At 39.3% G+C, this 19,161-nt stretch carries 13 protein-coding genes; 7 read left to right on the top strand and 6 right to left on the bottom strand.

The genetic code is table 11. From position 1 onward, the window contains the following. Nucleotides 1-43: 43 nt before the first annotated feature. Both H4J61_RS08520 and H4J61_RS08515 read right to left on the bottom strand, forming a co-directional pair. A complete protein-coding gene (locus H4J61_RS08520; protein ID WP_182184733.1) occupies nt 44-1,312 on the bottom strand; it encodes a hypothetical protein in 1,269 nt (422 codons plus the stop codon). Nucleotides 1,313-1,402: 90 nt separating this feature from the next. Then, nucleotides 1,403-1,975, bottom strand: coding sequence for a tRNA-(ms[2]io[6]A)-hydroxylase (locus tag H4J61_RS08515; protein WP_182184731.1), 573 nt, complete (start codon nt 1,973-1,975; stop codon nt 1,403-1,405). A gap of 675 nt (nt 1,976-2,650) precedes the next feature. Here H4J61_RS08515 and H4J61_RS08510 point away from each other — a divergent pair. Together H4J61_RS08510 and H4J61_RS08505 are read left to right on the top strand one after the other, a co-directional pair. Further along, nucleotides 2,651-3,778, top strand: a complete 1,128-nt coding sequence (locus tag H4J61_RS08510; RefSeq protein WP_182184730.1) for an HDOD domain-containing protein — start codon at nt 2,651-2,653, stop codon at nt 3,776-3,778. Nucleotides 3,779-4,375: 597 nt separating this feature from the next. Next, nucleotides 4,376-5,584, top strand: coding sequence for an MFS transporter (locus tag H4J61_RS08505; protein ID WP_182184728.1), 1,209 nt, complete (start codon nt 4,376-4,378; stop codon nt 5,582-5,584). Nucleotides 5,585-6,156: 572 nt separating this feature from the next. Here the strand turns inward: H4J61_RS08505 and H4J61_RS08500 are convergent. Beyond that, on the bottom strand, nt 6,157-6,684 hold the full coding sequence (locus tag H4J61_RS08500) for a helix-turn-helix domain-containing protein (protein WP_182184727.1): 528 nt from the start codon (nt 6,682-6,684) through the stop codon (nt 6,157-6,159). Between the two features lie 130 nt (nt 6,685-6,814). On the opposite strand from H4J61_RS08500, the gene H4J61_RS08495 reads away from it, so the two are divergent. From H4J61_RS08495 to H4J61_RS08475, 5 genes are all read left to right on the top strand, one after another. Then, nucleotides 6,815-9,133, top strand: a complete 2,319-nt coding sequence (locus tag H4J61_RS08495; RefSeq protein WP_182184725.1) for a molybdopterin-dependent oxidoreductase — start codon at nt 6,815-6,817, stop codon at nt 9,131-9,133. A 14-nt stretch (nt 9,134-9,147) separates the two neighbouring features. Continuing rightward, nucleotides 9,148-9,921: a ferredoxin--NADP reductase gene (locus H4J61_RS08490; protein ID WP_182184724.1), complete on the top strand. Its 774-nt coding sequence runs from the start codon at nt 9,148-9,150 to the stop codon at nt 9,919-9,921. Between the two features lie 26 nt (nt 9,922-9,947). After that, on the top strand, nt 9,948-10,271 hold the full coding sequence (gene fdxA, locus H4J61_RS08485) for a ferredoxin FdxA (RefSeq protein WP_182184723.1): 324 nt from the start codon (nt 9,948-9,950) through the stop codon (nt 10,269-10,271). A gap of 70 nt (nt 10,272-10,341) precedes the next feature. Continuing rightward, a complete protein-coding gene (locus H4J61_RS08480) occupies nt 10,342-10,962 on the top strand; it encodes a 2-hydroxychromene-2-carboxylate isomerase (protein ID WP_220461229.1) in 621 nt (206 codons plus the stop codon). After that, nucleotides 10,952-11,695, top strand: coding sequence for an SDR family oxidoreductase (locus H4J61_RS08475; protein ID WP_182184721.1), 744 nt, complete (start codon nt 10,952-10,954; stop codon nt 11,693-11,695). Before H4J61_RS08480 ends, H4J61_RS08475 begins: the two co-directional genes overlap by 11 nt. Before the next feature lie 796 nt (nt 11,696-12,491). On the opposite strand, the gene H4J61_RS08470 is transcribed toward H4J61_RS08475, so the two are convergent. The 3 genes from H4J61_RS08470 to H4J61_RS08460 all read right to left on the bottom strand — a co-directional run bounded on the left by H4J61_RS08470 (nt 12,492) and on the right by H4J61_RS08460 (nt 18,919). Next, complete coding sequence (locus tag H4J61_RS08470; RefSeq protein WP_182184720.1) at nt 12,492-15,200, bottom strand: M14 metallopeptidase family protein; 2,709 nt, start codon at nt 15,198-15,200, stop codon at nt 12,492-12,494. Between the two features lie 311 nt (nt 15,201-15,511). Beyond that, the gene (locus H4J61_RS08465) at nt 15,512-17,122 is read right to left on the bottom strand and encodes a glycogen synthase (protein WP_182184719.1); all 1,611 of its coding nucleotides are present in this window, start codon (nt 17,120-17,122) and stop codon (nt 15,512-15,514) included. 135 nt (nt 17,123-17,257) lie between these two features. Next, nucleotides 17,258-18,919, bottom strand: a complete 1,662-nt coding sequence (locus H4J61_RS08460) for an alpha-D-glucose phosphate-specific phosphoglucomutase (RefSeq protein ID WP_182184718.1) — start codon at nt 18,917-18,919, stop codon at nt 17,258-17,260. Between the last annotated feature and the right edge of the window lie 242 nt (nt 18,920-19,161).

Raw genomic sequence — 19,161 nt, 5'->3', positions numbered from 1 at the left:
CATTTATATTTTGACCCCATTGATAGTAAAAAAGCTGAGGTAACTAACTCATACTAAACGGTGCATCAGCTATCGCTTGTTCTAGGGCTATATTCTCTAAGCCTAAGTCGCGTAGCGCGTGAATAAACTTCAAAGTTTTAAAACTATCAAACCATACCGTCAGTTGTTTGTTAAATTGTGCTTGCTTGTTCACTTTTTGCTTAGCCACAAAATTCAGTAAACCTATACTGATTAAAGCCTGCTGGCTATTTTTAGGTAAAAAAACTAGCCATAGTTCAGGTTGTTGTCGATATTGCCATAGCCGTTCAAATGCTTGTAAACAGGCTTTTAATTGCACAAAAACGGCTGGATTATAGTATTGATAATCTAGCCCTTGTTCGACAAGTTGCATGATATTTTGCACTGCTGGCCCAGTACCAAAAGGCACGCGCTGTGAAGGCCTAGCTTCTAATTTTATCGTTACCTCGGCTAAGTAAACCACCTCACCCAATTTAGCCAGCTTGTTTAACAGGTAAAAGTCTTCACCGGCATTGCGTTTAGGAAAACCTCGCGCCTGACAGTAGGCCAGCATATCAAAAGATAAAATACTGCCAATGGTAAAATAAGCATAAGGTGATTGCGCATAGTGCAAACCAGCAACGTAATAGCGTAAAGCGTTTTCGTAGCGTAAATTGGCTTGATGAATGGCTTGGTGTTCACTGTAATGATAAAAATTACAACAAGTAGCAACGGCATGCTTAAGCGCTACATTATTAACAGCATGAGCGGTAAAATAATTATCAGGTAAATAGGCGTCAGCGTCTGTTGAATGTACCCACGAAGCATTAATATGACCTTGAGTAAATAATGTTATCGCTAAGTCTGCGCCAATTTTTCTTGCTAAACCTACGCCTTGATCCCCAGGAATCGGTTGGCTGTAACGATTAACCATTAAGATTGACGCATTAAGCTTTTTATGGCGACTCGAATGGCACAGGTCAATTAAGCTTAAATTACCTTGCTGCCAAACCAGTTCACCCCGTTCAGTAATACTTTGCGCTAAGTCACTTTGCGCTTGTTGGTGCTGACGGCCAAAATCGCTGTCGGGCTGATTAATTACGACGATTAGCAAACATTGTTGCTCAACCAGTGTCGAGGCAATAAATCGGTCAATAAATTGCGCAGACTCTTCAAACGCTGGAATAACAAGCACGTGCTGATAGCTGCCCTGTTCTGGAAACGACGCCAGCAATAGTGCTTCTGGCTCAGCATAATGGGCTAAATATTTAGCGCATGTTTTATGCTGTTGTTGCGCAGCGCTGTTGTTAGTCATGGTGCTTATTACCTTAAAAGCTTACGTGCTTTTGTAGTACTTGAAGAAAAAATCAGTTTCAAGGCGATGACCTAAATGCCGCATTGCACATTAATGCAAGGCCGCACGAAAAGGTAGCGCCGCACAAATGTCTGCTTCAATGTCTAAAACTTCGGCTAAACGTTGATCAACGTCTGCTTTAGGAAAATATTCGTAAGCTAATTCAATAAATAAATTTTTATGCTTTTCTTCTGATTTAGCGATAGTTTGATAAAATTCTTTGTCTTTGCCTTCTGGTAGCGCTTGTGCGATCAAAAAAAATCGTTCATGACCACGCGCTTCAATTACGCCGCCCACGATTAATCGGTCCATAAAAAACACATCGCTACCATTACGAAAAACCTTTCTAATTTGGTTAATGTAAGGGTCTTTTTCATCCGCGCCTAATTGTCCGCCACGGGCATAAATTAATTTTAGTACCTGTTTAAAGTGAATAAGTTCTTCAATAGCTAAGTCTGCCATCGCTTTCACTACTGATTTTCGATCTGGATAATGAGAGATCATCGACATCGCCATACCTGAGGCTTTTTTTTCTGCTGCGGCATGATCAGTTAAGAAGGTGTCGAAGTCATTCAGCACTGCATCGGCCCAAGCTTTAGGGGTTTGATATTTTAATTCGAACATAGGTAAGTTTTACACAATAAACAAGAAAGAAATAATAGCGGTATTTTACACGGGTAAAAACAAGCGACAAGAAAAATAGCCTGATAATGTCCAAGATAGTAGCAATAATGTTGTCATAACTTGCTCAGAGTAATTTAAATGATAATTTGCGGCTAACCTCGAGCTAAAGTTAATATTTTCAGGGGTTAACTACAGTACTAAAAATAACACTAATGACGTTAATGTTAGCAGCTCTAACTAACGGCACTAATAATCACTCGCATATACTGCCACTAAACAATAGTTTCAGCTCAGTGGCTTTAGCAAAATTAGCCTTAAGCACTAGCGCAAAAATAGCTGGACCAAGCACACTTTTGTCATGGGTGATGATGTAATTAACGCCAGCTTCGAGTTGATATTTTAATCGCTATAGTGGCTGATTTTTAAGCGCTTAATTCAGTCATTAATTCACTCATTAATTACCGCATCAACTCAGGCTAAATTTTATATTTATCTGGCTCAAACATTTGTTTATTAAAGCGTAAATAAAACTAATTTTGTCTACAAAATTAAGTTATTATCAAACAAAATAAAATTACAATAATAAGAAAAAAGCTCGGTAAAAACTTGGATGTTAACTTAGTGGCCTTTTTCAATACTGACATCCTTTTAACCCTTTAAGTGTTTTTTATAGCTATGTTCAACAAACTATTAAGTCAATTATTTCAAAAACCTGAAAGTAGTACCCCTAATGTATATTTTTTCGAAGAAAGCAGACAAGGTGTTGATTCAGAAAAAGAAGTTGAAAATCAACAGGCTAATAAAAATCGTAATATAAACAATAATACAAACCACGATGGACTGATGTTTTACTCATTTGAAGATGAATATCAACAAAATTTTTATGACTACCTATTAGGCGAATCTAACCAGGTAGAGTCACCAAATGACCATGAACTATCGCAACTTATATCATCAAAAATACAAGGTTTATTGAAAAATCCAAAATTGATTTTAGATGTATTACCTATATTACCCTTATCTTTAACAAAAATTATTCAGCAGATAAATAACCAAGACTTTGATACTGAAGCTTTAATCCAATTAATTCAGCAAGAGCCCGCCATTGCCGCAAAGGTTATCGAGCTAGCTAATTCGGTTTATTATAATCGTAACAATAAAGAGATCACGGATCTTAAATCTGCTTTTTTGCTGTTAGGTGCCAACGGTTTATCAGAAGGCGTTATTAACGGCTTTGTTAATAAGCTAGTACCAAATTCAACTATTTACTTTAGACAATATGGTCAGAAAATATGGCAACATAGCTTATCTACCGGCATAACAGCAAAAGCACTGGTTGCTAAATCGTCCATAAAAGATAGTGCAGCTCAAGCTTACTTTATCGGTTTAATTTGTAATTTAGGCGACCTTGTCATTTATCAGTTACTCACTGATGCGTTTGCTATTGTTCATCCAGATTGTCAGCCAAACTCTACCTTATTTAAAAATTTGATGGCTAAAGAATCAAAGAAACTGACTTATTTTATTGCTAAACATTGGAATTTTCCTGATTCAATATTAGACGCATTAGCCTTACAAGCAAAAGTTAAACGCGCAGCATTATTACCCACATTGCACCATAAAATGCCCCTAGCCTGTTATGTTTATGAAGCAAAAATCATTAGCCAACTTGAGCTAAGACTCGCGCATAGCGCTATTGATGATGAATATATTAAAGAAGTGTCAACCTCCTTACTTTTCACGGAAGAAGCCAATAATCAGTTGCAGCAAGTATTAGCCGATAAGCAGTTAGAGAAAACTTAACATAATAGCCGTTATTTATTTTTACTGAGCTCATGGCATTGTTAAGGTAAGTAATACATCCTAAAAATTAATACCAACGATAACATCAGCACAAGTATATTATTCGCTCAACTCCATCGAAATATTATGCACTGCTGCACATTTTTGGTCAGTATTCAGTGCCTATATAATGACCATAAATATGCAGCCGTAGTTGTCGTGAGCGCAAACATCAATAACAAACACTGGACTTAAAGTCAGCATTTCATCTTCTCACCCATCACTTCGGTGTTCTAAATTTTTGCGACTCAGTTGGCTTTCACCGCAAAGAAAGCTGCAGCGAATACCAGGTAAAAATCACCTTTAGTGCATCATAAATCTAACCAGGCGTTCTCTAGCGGTAATTATCAAGCACCCGACTTGACTAATGTGCTAATCCTGAAGAGGGCTCGATAATTTGCAATTAACTTTGGCTGTTGTTAATTTTGATAACGATAAGCTTGGTTATAAAAGTTATCGTTATCAATACACACTTATTATCTTTACAATATTGCTACTGTTTAATTATTTTTTTTAATAGTGATCGTTATTAAATGTCACTGTCTGAGTCTCATCACCATGATTGAAATAAAAACACCCGCTTACCGCCGAGCAAGCTTCGCGTTAGCCTTAGGGTCTTTCCTCGTATTTTGCAACTTGTACATGTTCCAACCTATGTTGCCCTTGATGGCTGAAACCTTTAGCGCCAGTGCCATTGAAATTAACTGGTTACTCGCGGCATGTACGTTAACGTTAGCGCTTACTCTTGTGCCATGGGCTATCGGTTCAGAAATGATTGGCCATCGTAAGGTCATGATACTGAGTCTTTTTTTATTACCATTTACGGGTATAGCCATGTTGCTAGCCGATTCATTGCTAACATTAACGTTAACACGCGCGGTGATGGGCATCTCTCTTGCTGGTTTTATAGCCGTTGCTGTGGCATATATGGCTGAAGAATTTACCCCAACAGCCTTAATACTTGCGATCGGTGGCTATATTAGTGCTAATTCATTAGGGGGAATTTTTGGGCGTTTATATGGTGGTTTTATCACTGAATATTGGGGATGGGAACTCGCGGTAATAGGTATGGCTATTTTCAGTTTATTCGGTGCGTTACTCGTTAACAGACTGTTACCCGAACAGCAAAATTTCATCCCAACAAAGGGGCAGTTTCGCGTTCATAGTCGTCATGTTATTGGCCATTTGAAAGAGCGTAAATTGTGGTTGGCTATGATGATTGGTGGACTAAATTTCTCATTGTTTGTTAACCTTTACACGGTAATGGGATTTCGTCTTGTCGCACCACCCTATTCACTGTCAATTAGCTTAACCTCGATGATTTTCTTGTGTTATCTCACCGGTACAATTACCGCAAAGTTAAGTGGCCGTTGGAGCCAAAATTATAACCCGATTAGTGGCATAGTATTAGGAACAACAATTAGTGCAATAGGCATGTGGGTTGCAGCTTATGACTCATTACCCGCAATGCTTATGGGTTTGTTGCTTATTAGTTCTGGCGCTTTTTTCACCCACTCACTTGCTTATGCATGGGTAAGTCAAAAAGCGAGTGCAGCGAAAGCCACTGCCACTGCGTTATACCTTGTACACTATTATGTTGGCGGTAGCCTAGGTGGTTTTTACTTAATTGCCTGCTGGCAGTATGGAAGCTGGAATGGCGTACTTACTGGAGGAATGGTGCTTTATAGTTTGATTTATCTGCTCTGTTGGCAATTACACCGCAGTACTTTTTCACCGTTGAAAACAAAGGCACAAAGCAAGATGTGAAACTAGGTGTAGAAGCTGAGTAAAGTTGGAGTTATCTAAATAAAAATGGAAACACCCAATAGGAAAAATCAACTAAATGTGGAAGCTCACCATTCTTTGCGTTAAGCGAAAGCTAGCTATCGGTCGTTTCTTAGGTTAGCTGACTAAGATTTATCGCAATAAATAGTCCGTTTAGCCACCATTGAGGTCGCAGCGACTTTAAAGAAAAATAGCCAGCCAAATTTTTGTATTTATTGATATTAGGTATTATTGTTGGCACCCGAAGATACCGCTAAAGCTCCTCCAAGAAGAATAAATACACTCCCCACGGTACGATTAACGAAATTCATACTACGAGATCTTGAGAGAAAAGGGCTTATTTTAGACCCAAGTGCCACATATATAAACATGGAAGCAACATCGAGGAAAAACCAAGTGCTTGCGAGTGAGGCATATTGCTCAATTGAAGGTAAGTATGCATTACATGCCCCATTGCCGAAATAAAGATAGCGATAACGATTGTATTCTTGCCTGCTTGAATTATTTTTAATGCAAATGTTCTAGCATTATTTGGCATTACAAATGCCCACAGACTATCCATTGAAGTTTTGAAAAGCACGACTATATAAATTGATATCGGTTTCTTTCACTTCGCCACGCATTAATTTTTTTTCTATACCAGGACCTAAACGCATTGTTGTATTATTCGCATTAATTTGTTCATCACAATGACTACAGGATAATTTCGGTTTGGCATTTTCACCGCAGTTTTTGTGAACATATTCGACGGGTGGTCCATCAGCATCAGCCGTCCACTTATCTCCCCACATAGTAATACTAATTAATATGGGGTAAAGCTCAAGCCCTCGCTCTGTCAGTTTATATTCAAACCTATTGTATTTTTCATCATACAAATGTTTATAAATTATTTCTTCTTCTACCAGTCTATTTAACCTATCGGATAGTCGGTGTTTAGTTATCCCAAGAGATTGTTGTATATCCGAAAACCGGCGAATTCTCATGAAAACTTGCCGAATAACTAACAGTGTCCATGAGTCACCAAATATAGATAAAGAACGGGCAATAGAGCAAGTTTGAGTATTGACTTGATCCCATCTCATTAATAGCAGCCTTTTATCATCATAAAGTATTATCGCCAAATTATACTTGACAAGTTCCATTTTGCAACCATAGAATAAGTGAGGTTCTATTTTAGAACCTAACGTAACTTGTAGTTAACCGGAGACAAAAATGTCACAAGAGAAACAAAATGTAGAGTTTAAAAAATCATCGTGTATTCTTTGCAGTGTCAATTGTGGTCTAGACATTCAAACTGGTGGTGAATCAGGTAGAGAACTTTTAAAGATTAAAGGTGATCGAGACAATCCATCATCTCAAGGTTATCTCTGCAACAAAGCGGCTCGTTTAAATTATTATCAAATGGGACAAGACAGGATGGATACTCCCATGCGACGTAAAAGCGATGGTAGCTACGAGGCTGTATCTTGGGAAACGGCAATTAAAGAAGTCGCGGCGGGTTTAAATAAAGTCAAAAATAGTCACGGTGGTGATAAAATTTTGTTCATTGGCGGTGGTGGTCAAGGCAATCACCTAGGTGGGCTTTATAGTGATGGCTTACAAAAAGCTTTGGGCGTGCGCTACCGCACAAACGCTTTAGCACAAGAAAAAACAGGCGAATTCTGGGTTAGCGGTAAAATGTTTGGTGGTGGCCCTCATGGCGATTTTGAACATGCTGAAGTCAGTGTGTTTCTAGGTAAAAATCCATGGCAAACGCACGGTTTCCCAAAGACTCGCACGATACTAAAAGATATATCAAGAGACCCCAAGCGGGCAATGATCGTTTTAGACCCTTGTGTTACCGATACAGCCAAAATTTCCGATTATCATTTACAACTACAGCCTGGTACTGATGCTTGGGCATTATCAGCAATGATTGCTATTGTGATCCAAGAAGAACTTGAAGACAAAACTTTCCTATCAAATCATACTGAAGGCTTTGATCAAATTCACGCTTACTTTGCTCAGTTGGATATTGCAGAGTATTGTAAAATTTCTCAATTAGATCTTGATTTAGTGACTCGAGCTACTCGACGATTAGCTCAGGCGAAATCAGTATCAATATTTGAAGATCTTGGTACGCAGCAAAATATTAATTCGACACTGGTAAGTTACTTACAGCGCATTTTATTTGTTATTACTGGCAATTTTGCCAAAAAAGGAACGGCCAATATCGGTGTATCTTTATTATCAGTAACCGATGCAAGTAAGGGAGATGTTTCAGCAAAAAGCACCAAGAAAAACATCAATAAGAAAGTAAGCCCTGTGCTTGGCTCAAAAGTCATTGTAGGTTTATTGCCTTGTAACGAAATAGCAGATGAAATATTAACCGACCATCCTGACCGATTTAGAGCGGCAATAATTGAAAGTTCAAACCCTGTTCATTCTTATGCTGACAGCGCTCGAATGCGCGAAGCAATGCAAGCATTGGAATTTTCTGTAGTAATCGATGTTGCCATGACAGAAACAGCTAACATTGCTGACTATGTTTTACCTGCAGCAAGCGCCTATGAAAAACATGAATGTGTATTTTTCCAAGTCGACTTTCCTAAAAACACTTTTCAGTTACGTCACCCTATTGTTGACAAGCTGGCAGGTACTAAGATTGAAGCTGAAATTCATACCCTCCTAATTGAAGAACTTGGTGCTTTGAAACCTCTTCATGTGGCTATTTTGAGAACGGCAGCAAAGTTAGGTCGACGAAGCTTTGCGCTTGCATTCACCGCATTACTTAAATTTAAACCGGAGTTGATGAAAGTATTACCTTCTTTGTTATATCGTTCTTTAGGACAAACGTTAAATCAAGGAAAGTCTGCATCCGCGGCTCCTTTTTGGGCTTTGTGTCACCAATTTGTCCGTAAAAATCGAACTTATGCTAACAATGCTGGCTTTACAGGTTCGCTATGGCAAGCAGGTGAAAAAATGTTTGAAACCCTATTAAATAGTCCATCAGGCTTTATTTTTTCCGACTCTGGCACTGACTACAGTGATACGTGGAAGCGAATGTCTAGAGCGGATAAACAGATTCAATTGCATCTACCCGAACTATTCCCACAAGTTTGTAATTTAGACACGAGTTTGTTGGCTTGCCCAAAAGAGTTCCCATTAATTTTGACCGCAGGACAACGACGAGGTGAAACGACAAATACAATCATTCGTGACGCTTCTTGGGACAAAAAAAATAAATCATCTAGCTTATATATTCATCCTGTAGATGCCGATAAATTAAAAATTGAATCAGGTGATCAAGTAAAAATAAGCACTCAAACAGGCTCAGGACAAACCCATGCATTTGTTACTGAACAACAACGACCTGGCTTTATTAGTTTACCAAACGGACTAGGACTTGATTATAAGAATTCCCAAGGAAAGAAAGTTCATATAGGCATAGCCCCAAATGAACTGACATCATCAGACCGAAAAGATTTTTTTGCTGGTACGCCTTGGCATAAATATGTGCCTGCAAAAATAGAAAAATTATCAATAGCTTAATATAGGGAATTACGATGGCTTTTTATAAGCAAGAAGTACTTGAAGTAACACACTGGAATGACACGTTATTTAGTTTTAAAACAACAAGACCGGAAGGTTTAAAATTTCATAATGGTCACTTTGTCATGCTCGGATTAGAAGTTGAAGGTAAACCTTTAATGAGAGCCTACAGTATAGCAAGTGCTAATTATGCGGAACACTTAGAGTTTTTAAGCATTAAAGTACCTAACGGACCTTTAACCTCTCGACTACAGCATTTACAAAAAAATGATTCAATTCTGCTCGGTATGAAACCTGTTGTCACTTTGGTGATACATGACCTAACACCGGCAAAAAATTTATATTTATTTGCAACCGGCACTGGATTAGCCCCTTTTATGAGCATTATTAGAGACTTTGAAACCTTTGAGCGTTTTGACAAAATAATTCTCGTTCATGGAGTTCGTTATGTCAGTGAACTTGCTTATTATGATTACCTGCTTACAGAGCTAACTGAAGATGAATATATTGGTGACATGGTTAAAGAAAAACTGATTTATTATCCTACAGTTACACGAGAATCATTTAAAAACCAAGGACGTTTAACTGATCTTATCACTAACGGTAAGCTCTGTAGTGATGTAGGTCTAGAGCCGTTAAATTCAGAAACTGATCGTGCCATGATTTGTGGCAGCCCTAGTATGCTCAAAGATACATGCAAAATACTTGATAACTTAGGGTTTAAAGCATCAGCACACACAGGTGATGTCTCAGATTATGTTATTGAACGTTCGTTTGTTGAAAAGTAATTCATGGAATAAAAAAAGGAAATAATATGGCATTTTATGTAACTGACAATTGTATTAATTGTAAACATACCGATTGTGTTTCAGTTTGCCCTGTTGATTGTTTTCATGAAGGTGAAAATTTTTTGGTCATCAACCCTGATGAGTGTATTGATTGTGCAATGTGTGAACCTGAATGCCCTGTGGGTGCGATATACAGTGATGATGATTTACCGGATAACCAAAAACATTTTATTGAAATAAATACAGAATTAAGCCAGACATGGCCCGTTATTTCAGAACAAAAGTCAGCACCTTCAGATGCAGATAAATGGGACGGAGTGGCAAATAAAGTTGAATTTTTGATTAAGTAATAACTGCACCACAAAATATTAACCGAGTTCTAAATAGTCAATGATGACAAAGAGAAATGAGGATGAAAAAATGCAAATAGATTTTATTTTTGACCTAGCTAGTCCTAACGCGTATTTCGTACATAAAATGCTCCCCAATATAGAGTTAAATACGGGTGCAAGCTTTAACTATGTTCCCTGCTTATTAGGAGGCATCTTTAAAGAAACCGGTAACAAAGCCCCTTTTGAAGCTTTTGCTGGTGTTAAAAATAAAATCGCTTACGAGCGATTGGAAATCCAACGTTTTATTCAAGAGCATAATCTAACCGACTTTGCTTTTAATCAACATTTTCCTATCAACACCCTATTTTTAATGCGCTGTGCGGCAGCAGAAAGCCTTAAAGGTACAGCAGAGCTAAAGAAATTTATTGATACTGCTCTGCATCACATTTGGGAGAAGTCAGCTAACATGAATGATCCTGAAGTGGCCGCCAAAATACTCATACAATCAGGCTACGATTTTGCAGATCTTACTTTAAGAGCAAATAGTAAAGATACAAAAGCTTTATTAGTCGCTAATACTAAAAGTGCGGTGGCACGAGGTGCTTTTGGTATCCCAACTATATTTGTCGGTAAGCAAATCTTCTTTGGTAAAGAACGCCTGAGCCAAGTAGAACAAGAGATAAAAAGGCAAACACAAGATGAAAAATAATTCCAAAAAAGCTGTTTGTTTGGTGGTGGGTGCCGGAGATGATACAGGTGCCGCAATAGCAAAAACCTTTGCCGCTGATGGCTTCAAGGCATGTATTGTAAGACGACCTAGGCATATCGACAAACTGCATTCCTTAGCTGACGAAATTATTAATCAAGGAGGTGAAGCCTATCCTTTTGGTGTTGACGCCAGAGATGAAACTCAAATGGTTGAGATGATAGAAAAAATAGAAAGTGAAATTGGGCCTATTGAAGTCGTTGTATTCAATATTGGTGCTAATGTACGTTTTTCCATTACTGAAACCACCAGTCAAGTTTACCGTAAGGTTTGGGAAATGGCTTGTTTTGCTGGCTTCTTAACGGGCAGAGAAGTGTCAAAACGCATGTTGTTACGTAAGCGCGGCACAATTATATTTACAGGAGCTACCGCCAGTATGCGAGGCAGCGAGGGTTTTTCTGCTTTCTCTGGCGCTAAATTTGCGCTGCGAGCACTGGCGCAATCTATGGCTAGGGAGCTTGGACCAAGTAACATTCATGTTATCCATAGCATTATTGACGGTCCTATTAACTCAACGTTTATTCGTGAAAATTTACCTAATGTTGACCAGATGCTTGAAAATGATGCACTGTTAGCCCCGATGGAAATAGCTAAAAACTATCTCAATCTTCATAAACAAGCACGGACAGCATGGACGCATGAAATTGATTTAAGACCTTGGTCTGAAAAATGGTAACCCTAATACAACTATCTATAAAGTGGGAATATAAAATAATTGAATTTAGAAGTAACCTTAGAGACTACATTATTTTGGGTACTAACGTCTAACTGACTATGGATCAGTTAGCTCCTTAGGAATGAGCTTCTATTTTAAAAACCATTGATAAAACTTAATTTGAACTTTGGTGACGATGCGGACTATTTATTAAGTTCAGTTCACCCCAGAAAATGAATTCTTAGGTAACTTTTAAAAATTGAATATGAACGACTATAATGAGCTTGAAGCAACGTTAGGGTTAACAAGTTACTAACTTCCCCCTTAGCTTACCAATAAGTCAGGTTTCAACTTTATTTAGAGTGTTTTCGGTGCTTTTTTAATCAATAAAATTTACTGCCAAATTTGTTTCTATCTTTATTCACAAAAGCCCATTTTACTCACTGGTATGAATAGGCTTGCATGGAATTTATGTTTCGATCTTTATTTGGCTTCTACACTAGGCGTTGTTTACATAGAGTAATCGTTTAAAGTTAATCAGTAATTAATTACTGATTAACAATTATGCTGCAGAATAAAGGCCGGCAGTTTCAAGTTTTAAACAAATATTTATAACTTGAAACTGAGTGACTGACTCAAGTGTATAGCAGGTAATATAACGAAAAACTCAGGGTAAAAAAAAGCGACTTTCGTCGCTTTAATAAAATGTACTTGAATACAGGCTGTTGATATTTTTATAAGCCCTACTTAACCTCGCTAAGGGGCAAATATATGGGTTGTATAGCTGCACTCGCTATAAAACCCATTAGCTTAGCTGTTACCTCAATGGCCTAGCGTGGGCTGCGGCTCTGAAAATAGTATTCATTAGCATAATATTTAGCCCATCTAAATAGGCTCTAGTGGTGGGGTCTTGGGTAAAAGCGATCACCATGCCTTGTTCCATAGGTTGATGAATAAGGTAAGGTTTATAAGCCAATTGCTTTTTATTTTCTGCCCATAAATAACCACTTGCTAAAACATTTTCTGCATCAGTAAACCAAGCAAGGTTTTTACCTGACGCTAGTTTTATCGGCGCATAGATATCGCTGCCATAGGCAATAGCGGTCAGCTTGTTATGTACCCCAGCCGTTAGCCAATGTTCTTGATCAACTTCAATATTAGCCAAAACGCCGGCAACAAAGTCAGGTTTTTCTTTTGGATTTTCACTGGCTGACACTAGCGCCTTTTTAGTGGTAAATAACTGCCCGTCAACCATAGACTCGCCTTCAACTTCTTTAACCTCTTTAGCTGCTTTTGATTTATCATCTTTAATGTCTTTAAACGCGCGCTCTCTTTTGACATCTAACAAGGCAATATCATGCTCTGCAGCAAATTGCGTTGCACTACCCAGTGTGATCAATACGCCACCACGCTTTACCCATTGCTTGATATTTTCAGCGCCACTGATGCCCAGCAACTCTTTATAGTCACCCGAGGGTAAAATAAGCACTTGGTAATTTGATAGATTGGCACTTTTAAGCGTGTTGGTACGTATTGCCGTTACGGGGTAATTAAACTGACGTTCAATAACGAAGCGAGTATTACCTGCACTTAGCGAACTCACGGGTTCGTCCCATGCCATCGCAATATTGGGTGCTGTCATGGTAACGGTATTGCTACTACCAAAACTGGGGCCTTGAGTAACCCAACTTGAATTAACCCCTTGCACTTGTGCGCCTGAAGCTTTGGCTATTTTCATCACTTTCATCGCTAAGTCTTCGTCATTACTACGTTTTTCGATGATCAATGTACCGGCATTGTATTTTTTTTCAGCTAAGGTAAAAGCTTTATCCGCGCTTTTAACAACAATGTTTTGCTGCAGTGCTGCAGTTAAAAATCGACCGGCGGCCATATCACCCCAAGACACTAAATAGGCAACGCTAGCGTCAGGATTAATCACCTTGCCGATAAGTGAATCATCACTTTTAACTCTATGGCTAGCTACTTTCACGGCTTTTGAACAGGCGTCAACATCAACATCGAACATTAGCGGTAATGACCAACCCGTCACATCATAGATTTCATCGGCTAATTTTCTGGCGCGTCGACGCTCTTGCTCTTTAACAAATGCCGGTGCCATATCAACTTGCTTAGTAAAGGTGGTGGTAACAAAACGACCTTTAGGCTGAGCCGTATCAATAAAATAAGCACCGGCTTGATAGCTTTTACCACATTGTTTAAAGGCATTATCGGCTTGTTTTACTTCAACGCCGTGCTGCGCCATCAGTGTTGCAAGGCGATGACCTCCTGCGACGTTTCTGCGGTTAGGTAAAATATAGACCCGTTCTTTTTTATTTTTTTTACCGGCTGCAATCGCGCTGGTTTGATAATGGTAATAGTCATTAAGTAATTTATCGTGACGGTCAGCAACACCTTCCGCTGTAGAAATTGAAGCAACAAAATGTCGTTGAACGGTATCTTTATAGGTTAACGTTTCACCGGTCTGCTTTTTAAAGATCTCACCTCTTGCAGAAGAAACCTCATAGGTTGACGCAGATGCACCATAAAATGTTGGCCAACTATCACCATAACCTGGATAAAAAGCATCAAAAACTTCACGAGTAAAATAATCAAAACCTAGACGGTCGAAATGTTTGCCATGGTTTTTACCAATAGCGGTCATGTTATCAATTTGAGTTTGCGTCATGTGCGGGTTAAAAGGCTGTGCTGCGGGTGAAAAGTAATAACTGCTGTCACCGCCCATTTCATGTAAATCAATCACCACTAATGGCCGATAATGATTCATCACACGAATACGGCCTGCGGTTTCAGGTTGTGTTATCGCTAACCAATCTCTGTTCATGTCAAATAGATAATGGTTTGAACGGCCGCTTGGCCAAGGTTCGTTATGCTCAGCGCTTAATCTGTCGGCACTGTGTTCCATGCCTACCGTGGCGTAATAGCGACTGGTAAATCGGCTGCGCCCATCTGGATTTTGTAAAGGATCAATAAAAACGAGGGTGTTTTTTAAAATTTTACGATTAGTCGCTTCATTGGGCGCGGCTAATAAATGATAAGCGGTCATCATCGCCGCATCCGTGCTACTAATTTCATTGCCATGAACGCCATAGCCTAACCATACTGAAGCAGGCAGTTGAGCAATTAACTGTTTCGCCGCCTCTTTATCGGTGATACGTGGATCAGAAAGCTTTTGCATTTTATTGGCAAAATCATCTAAATTATCAATAACATCACTTTTACCAATAGCGACATAAATAAGCTTACGCCCTTCCCATGTACGGCCGTATTCAAATAATTTAATTTGCTTGGGCGCTGCACGTTCAAGCGCTTCAAAGTAGCGCAGCATATCACCATAATGAGTGATTTTTTCGCCAACGTCATAGCCTAAAACGTCTGAGAAAGTTGGTATTGAGTGGTCATATTCACTGCCAGGCCACATCTGTTCGGCACTATTGGCTAAAAGTGTAAACGAGCAAACAAAGCTGATCAGGAGTGAAAAAAGTAATGGGGAGCATTTTTTTAGCATATTATTTCTCGTTCATGAGTCTGAATTAAGCTCAGAAGTTAAGTGTGTCGACTTAACGAAAATATTACGCGAAAAATAGACTAAGTAGCGAATTTATCGATGAAATTTATAAAATATCAGCTGAATGCCCTTCTTATCCCATAACTCGTCGCTAAAACTAAAACCCTTGAAAAAATTTAGCTGACATGAGGTGCTTTAACCTATTGCCACTGAAAGCACTGAGTGAAGTGACTATGTATATAATATAGACCCCCTTCACTATAGCGTTTCAGCGCTAAGCAAAGAAAGCAGATTAAAGCGCAATAACAGGCTTAATTACGGTATAAATGTTTAAGGTAGTCGTGTGCAACATCACTCCACAAGTATCTTGATTTAAAAGCATTGGTTGATATTTTAGTCCAACTTTTTGGGCTTTTTTGTTTTATTGCTAATGCCGACTGAAAACGGCTGAGCATATTTTCAGCTTGTTGTAGCGGATTATCGCCATTGAAGGTAAAACCGTTTTTATTATCGGTTATTGTGTCACTCAAGCCACCTACGCTGTGCGCTAAACAGGCTTGTCCTGCTCGCATTGCCAACATTTGACTGATACCACAAGGTTCAAATGAACTTGGCATTAAGAATAAATCGCCAGAATTATACATACTGATTGATAACGCTTCTGAGTAGCCTTTTAAGAAAATAAAATTACTATGCTTCGAGGCTACCTGGGCTAAAAACGCTTCTAGCTTATTATCGCCACTGCCTAATAAGATAAAAACACCCTGATCAGACAAGTGTGTTAATAACTGCTCTAACGCGGTTTCGCCATTGGCCATGACTTGTTGAAAAAGCCGTACCTTTTGATCGGTAATGCGTCCAACTGACGTTAACACTAAAGGTGGTTTTTTAGGCTTTTTCGCGGCCAGTTGTTTTAAGCGCGTTATCGCGATTAAATGTGCGTTATCAACTAAAGGCTTATCGGCTAGCCACTGCATAACTTCCTGTTCGCAAAGCGTTATTAAATCTTTTATGTTAAGGCGAACATTGACTTTATCTGGGTATTCGCAACCATTCAATATACCGTGCAAGCGTCCTGTAGCAGCGGCATGGCGCAAGTCATTTTCTAAACCTTCACCGCCATAATATCCCTGTTGGTCATTGCTGGGTAATAATATTTCTTTGGCGTAAGTAGGTGACACTGCATGGACTTTATCTGACAGGTTAATGCCAGAACGCATCGGGTTATAACAGTTGTGGTATCTAGGATCTTTGATTTGGTTTTCATCGAAAGCTAAGTCAGGAAACCAAGCCTTTAATGATGATTCATCGCCATCAAGGGGTCTAATACCTTGCAGTGCTATATTGTGAATGGTGTAAACAGTTTTAATGGCTTTTAAGGCTTGATATTGGGGATCGTATGCGCGCAATACTGACACCATAGCGGTATGCCAGTCGTGTAAGTGTATTACATCAATTTTACCAAAAACATCACTGATAACCGCTTTAGCCACCGCTGCGCTAAATAAGGCAAACTTGCTGGCGTCAGACGCAAAAGGTCGATTACTGGGGTCATCACAGTAAATTTCACCTATGCCACCAATGGCAAACAAAGGATGTTCAATCACCCATTGCGTCACTTTTTTTGCTGACGTGTCTGATAAAGAGCCTGATAAAGTGCCTGACGAAGTCGTTGGCGATGGTGTTAATGAAATCTTGAAAATATCAACGCTTTGCGCTTGCCCACCAAACATAACCTCTAATGCTGTCACATGTTGGGCACCGGCAAGCTTAGAAAAACTACCATAACCTGGCATGACCACATCAACCTCTTGACCTATTTTGGCTAAAGCGAGTGGAATATCTCGAACTACGTCACCAATACCACCAACTTTTCCGCGCGGTAAAGCGTCATTCTCTGCCGCCGCCATTAATATTTTCATTTCAATACCTTTCATTTGTTCTTATATTGTTGGTTTTTTTTCAGCAGTATGCTTATAACTCTATACTTAAAAAATAGGCTAACACACTAATGATAAAGCTAATTTTAGTAGGCAATTGCAAGCACATCATCAGCGTTATGTGATCACGTCAGGCTTTTCTCTGCCGGTAAATTGTTTAATGCCTGCTACCGTTTCTGCTACTTGAATTAACTCACTAAGGGCTTGCTGTGTTTCTTGTGCTAACAGCGCTGGATCCTGCTGGTAACAATCTAAATAAACTCTTAACGTGGCTCCTTGCGTACCTGTACCTGAAAGCCTGAAAACAATACGTCCACCATTGTCTAAATAAAGTCGAACGCCTTGTTCAGTAGTTTTACTCTTATCGACGGGGTCGATATATTGAAAATCGTCTGCTGATGTTATTTTAACACCCGCAAATACCTGACCAGGTAAATCTGCAATTTTGGCTTTAAGTTGGCTGATCATTTCATGCGCATTGTCACTGTCAACGGCTTCATAATCATGGCGAGTAAAATAATCACGGCCATATTGCAACCAATGGTTTTTAACAATTTCACTGACCGGCTGTTTTTTTACGGCGATTAAGTTAAGCCAAAACAATACCGCCCATAAACCATCTTTTTCTCTGATATGATCAGAACCCGTACCGAAGCTTTCTTCGCCACATAGGGTGATTTTACCGGCATCTAATAAATTACCGAAGAACTTCCAACCGGTTGGTGTTTCATAACAGGGTATATTCATCGCTTTGGCGACTCGATCAACCGCTCTGCTGGTTGGCATTGAACGAGCAACACCGGCAATACCTTCAGCGTAAGCCGGTATTAAATCAGCATTGGCGGTTAATATCGCCAAACTATCGCACGGATTAATATAAAACTGCTTACCCAATACCATATTGCGATCGCCATCACCATCTGAGGCGGCGCCAAAATCAAAGGGATCATCTCCATATAATAAAGCCACAAGCTCATGAGCATGCACTAGGTTAGGATCAGGATGACCGCCACCAAAGTCGGTTAATGGCACACCATTAATGACAGAACCAGCTGGCGCACCTAAGCGTTTTTCAAGTATTTCTTTGGCATAAGGGCCGTTAACCGCATGCATAGCATCGAAACATAGACGAAAATCGCCTTGTGCAAGCAAGTGCTTCATAGCCGTAAAATCAAACATCGACTCCATCAAATTGGCATAATCATTAACGGGATCAATAATATCAATTTTACACTCTGCTATTTGCACTGTACCGAGTTGGTCAAGTTCAACATCATTAGCGTCAATACTCAGGTATTGCTCCATAGATAAGGTTTGTTGAAAAATTGCCTCGGTTAATTTTTCAGGCGCAGGTCCACCATTTTCGCCATTGAATTTAATCCCAAAGTCTTCATCTGGTCCTCCAGGGTTATGACTAGCGGATAAAATAATACCACCGCAGGCTTGGTTTTTTCTGATCACACAAGAGGCTGCCGGTGTTGATAATATGCCACCCTGACCGACCAAAATATGAGTAAAGCCATTGGCAACCGCCATGCGAATAATCACTTGTATCGCTTCACGGTTATAAAATCGTCCATCTCCGCCTAATACCAATTTTTTGCCGGCACAAGGCGCAATGGTATTAAAAACCGCTTGCACAAAGTTTTCCAAGTAACCTGTTTGCTGGAACTGCGTCACTTTCTTTCTTAAGCCCGAAGTACCAGGTTTTTGATCGGTAAATGCTTGAGTCTTTATTTGCTTGCTTTGCTGCACTTGCTTCACTTGCTCAGTGGTCATAACTTACCCTTAAAAATAATCTGTCTTTGACTAGAATCACCTGTAGGTTGAACTTCAGTCCATCAGGTTAAATAAATTTAACTGCTCTGCTATCAATGCTGGTCGAAAAATCTGGTTAAAAAAACGCTGTAATTTTTTTTGGCCCAGCATATTAATGGCCTGCTTAACGGTTGACGGACTGAAGTCCGATCTACAAAACACTTGCCCAACGCCGCATTATCACTCCTAATCACTAGAAAGAT

Source organism: Colwellia sp. MB3u-4 (assembly GCF_014077065.1).
GTDB lineage: Bacteria > Pseudomonadota > Gammaproteobacteria > Enterobacterales > Alteromonadaceae > Cognaticolwellia.
This window is presented reverse-complemented; position numbering and strand designations above follow the sequence as displayed.

Coding starts and splice junctions, on each gene's coding strand:
- H4J61_RS08520 (WP_182184733.1), bottom strand. CDS start 1,312: ATGACTAACAACAGCGCTGCGCAACAACAGCATAAAACATGCGCTAAA.
- H4J61_RS08515 (WP_182184731.1), bottom strand. CDS start 1,975: ATGTTCGAATTAAAATATCAAACCCCTAAAGCTTGGGCCGATGCAGTG.
- H4J61_RS08510 (WP_182184730.1), top strand. CDS start 2,651: ATGTTCAACAAACTATTAAGTCAATTATTTCAAAAACCTGAAAGTAGT.
- H4J61_RS08505 (WP_182184728.1), top strand. CDS start 4,376: ATGATTGAAATAAAAACACCCGCTTACCGCCGAGCAAGCTTCGCGTTA.
- H4J61_RS08500 (WP_182184727.1), bottom strand. CDS start 6,684: ATGAGATGGGATCAAGTCAATACTCAAACTTGCTCTATTGCCCGTTCT.
- H4J61_RS08495 (WP_182184725.1), top strand. CDS start 6,815: ATGTCACAAGAGAAACAAAATGTAGAGTTTAAAAAATCATCGTGTATT.
- H4J61_RS08490 (WP_182184724.1), top strand. CDS start 9,148: ATGGCTTTTTATAAGCAAGAAGTACTTGAAGTAACACACTGGAATGAC.
- fdxA (WP_182184723.1), top strand. CDS start 9,948: ATGGCATTTTATGTAACTGACAATTGTATTAATTGTAAACATACCGAT.
- H4J61_RS08480 (WP_220461229.1), top strand. CDS start 10,342: ATGCAAATAGATTTTATTTTTGACCTAGCTAGTCCTAACGCGTATTTC.
- H4J61_RS08475 (WP_182184721.1), top strand. CDS start 10,952: ATGAAAAATAATTCCAAAAAAGCTGTTTGTTTGGTGGTGGGTGCCGGA.
- H4J61_RS08470 (WP_182184720.1), bottom strand. CDS start 15,200: ATGCTAAAAAAATGCTCCCCATTACTTTTTTCACTCCTGATCAGCTTT.
- H4J61_RS08465 (WP_182184719.1), bottom strand. CDS start 17,122: ATGAAAATATTAATGGCGGCGGCAGAGAATGACGCTTTACCGCGCGGA.
- H4J61_RS08460 (WP_182184718.1), bottom strand. CDS start 18,919: ATGACCACTGAGCAAGTGAAGCAAGTGCAGCAAAGCAAGCAAATAAAG.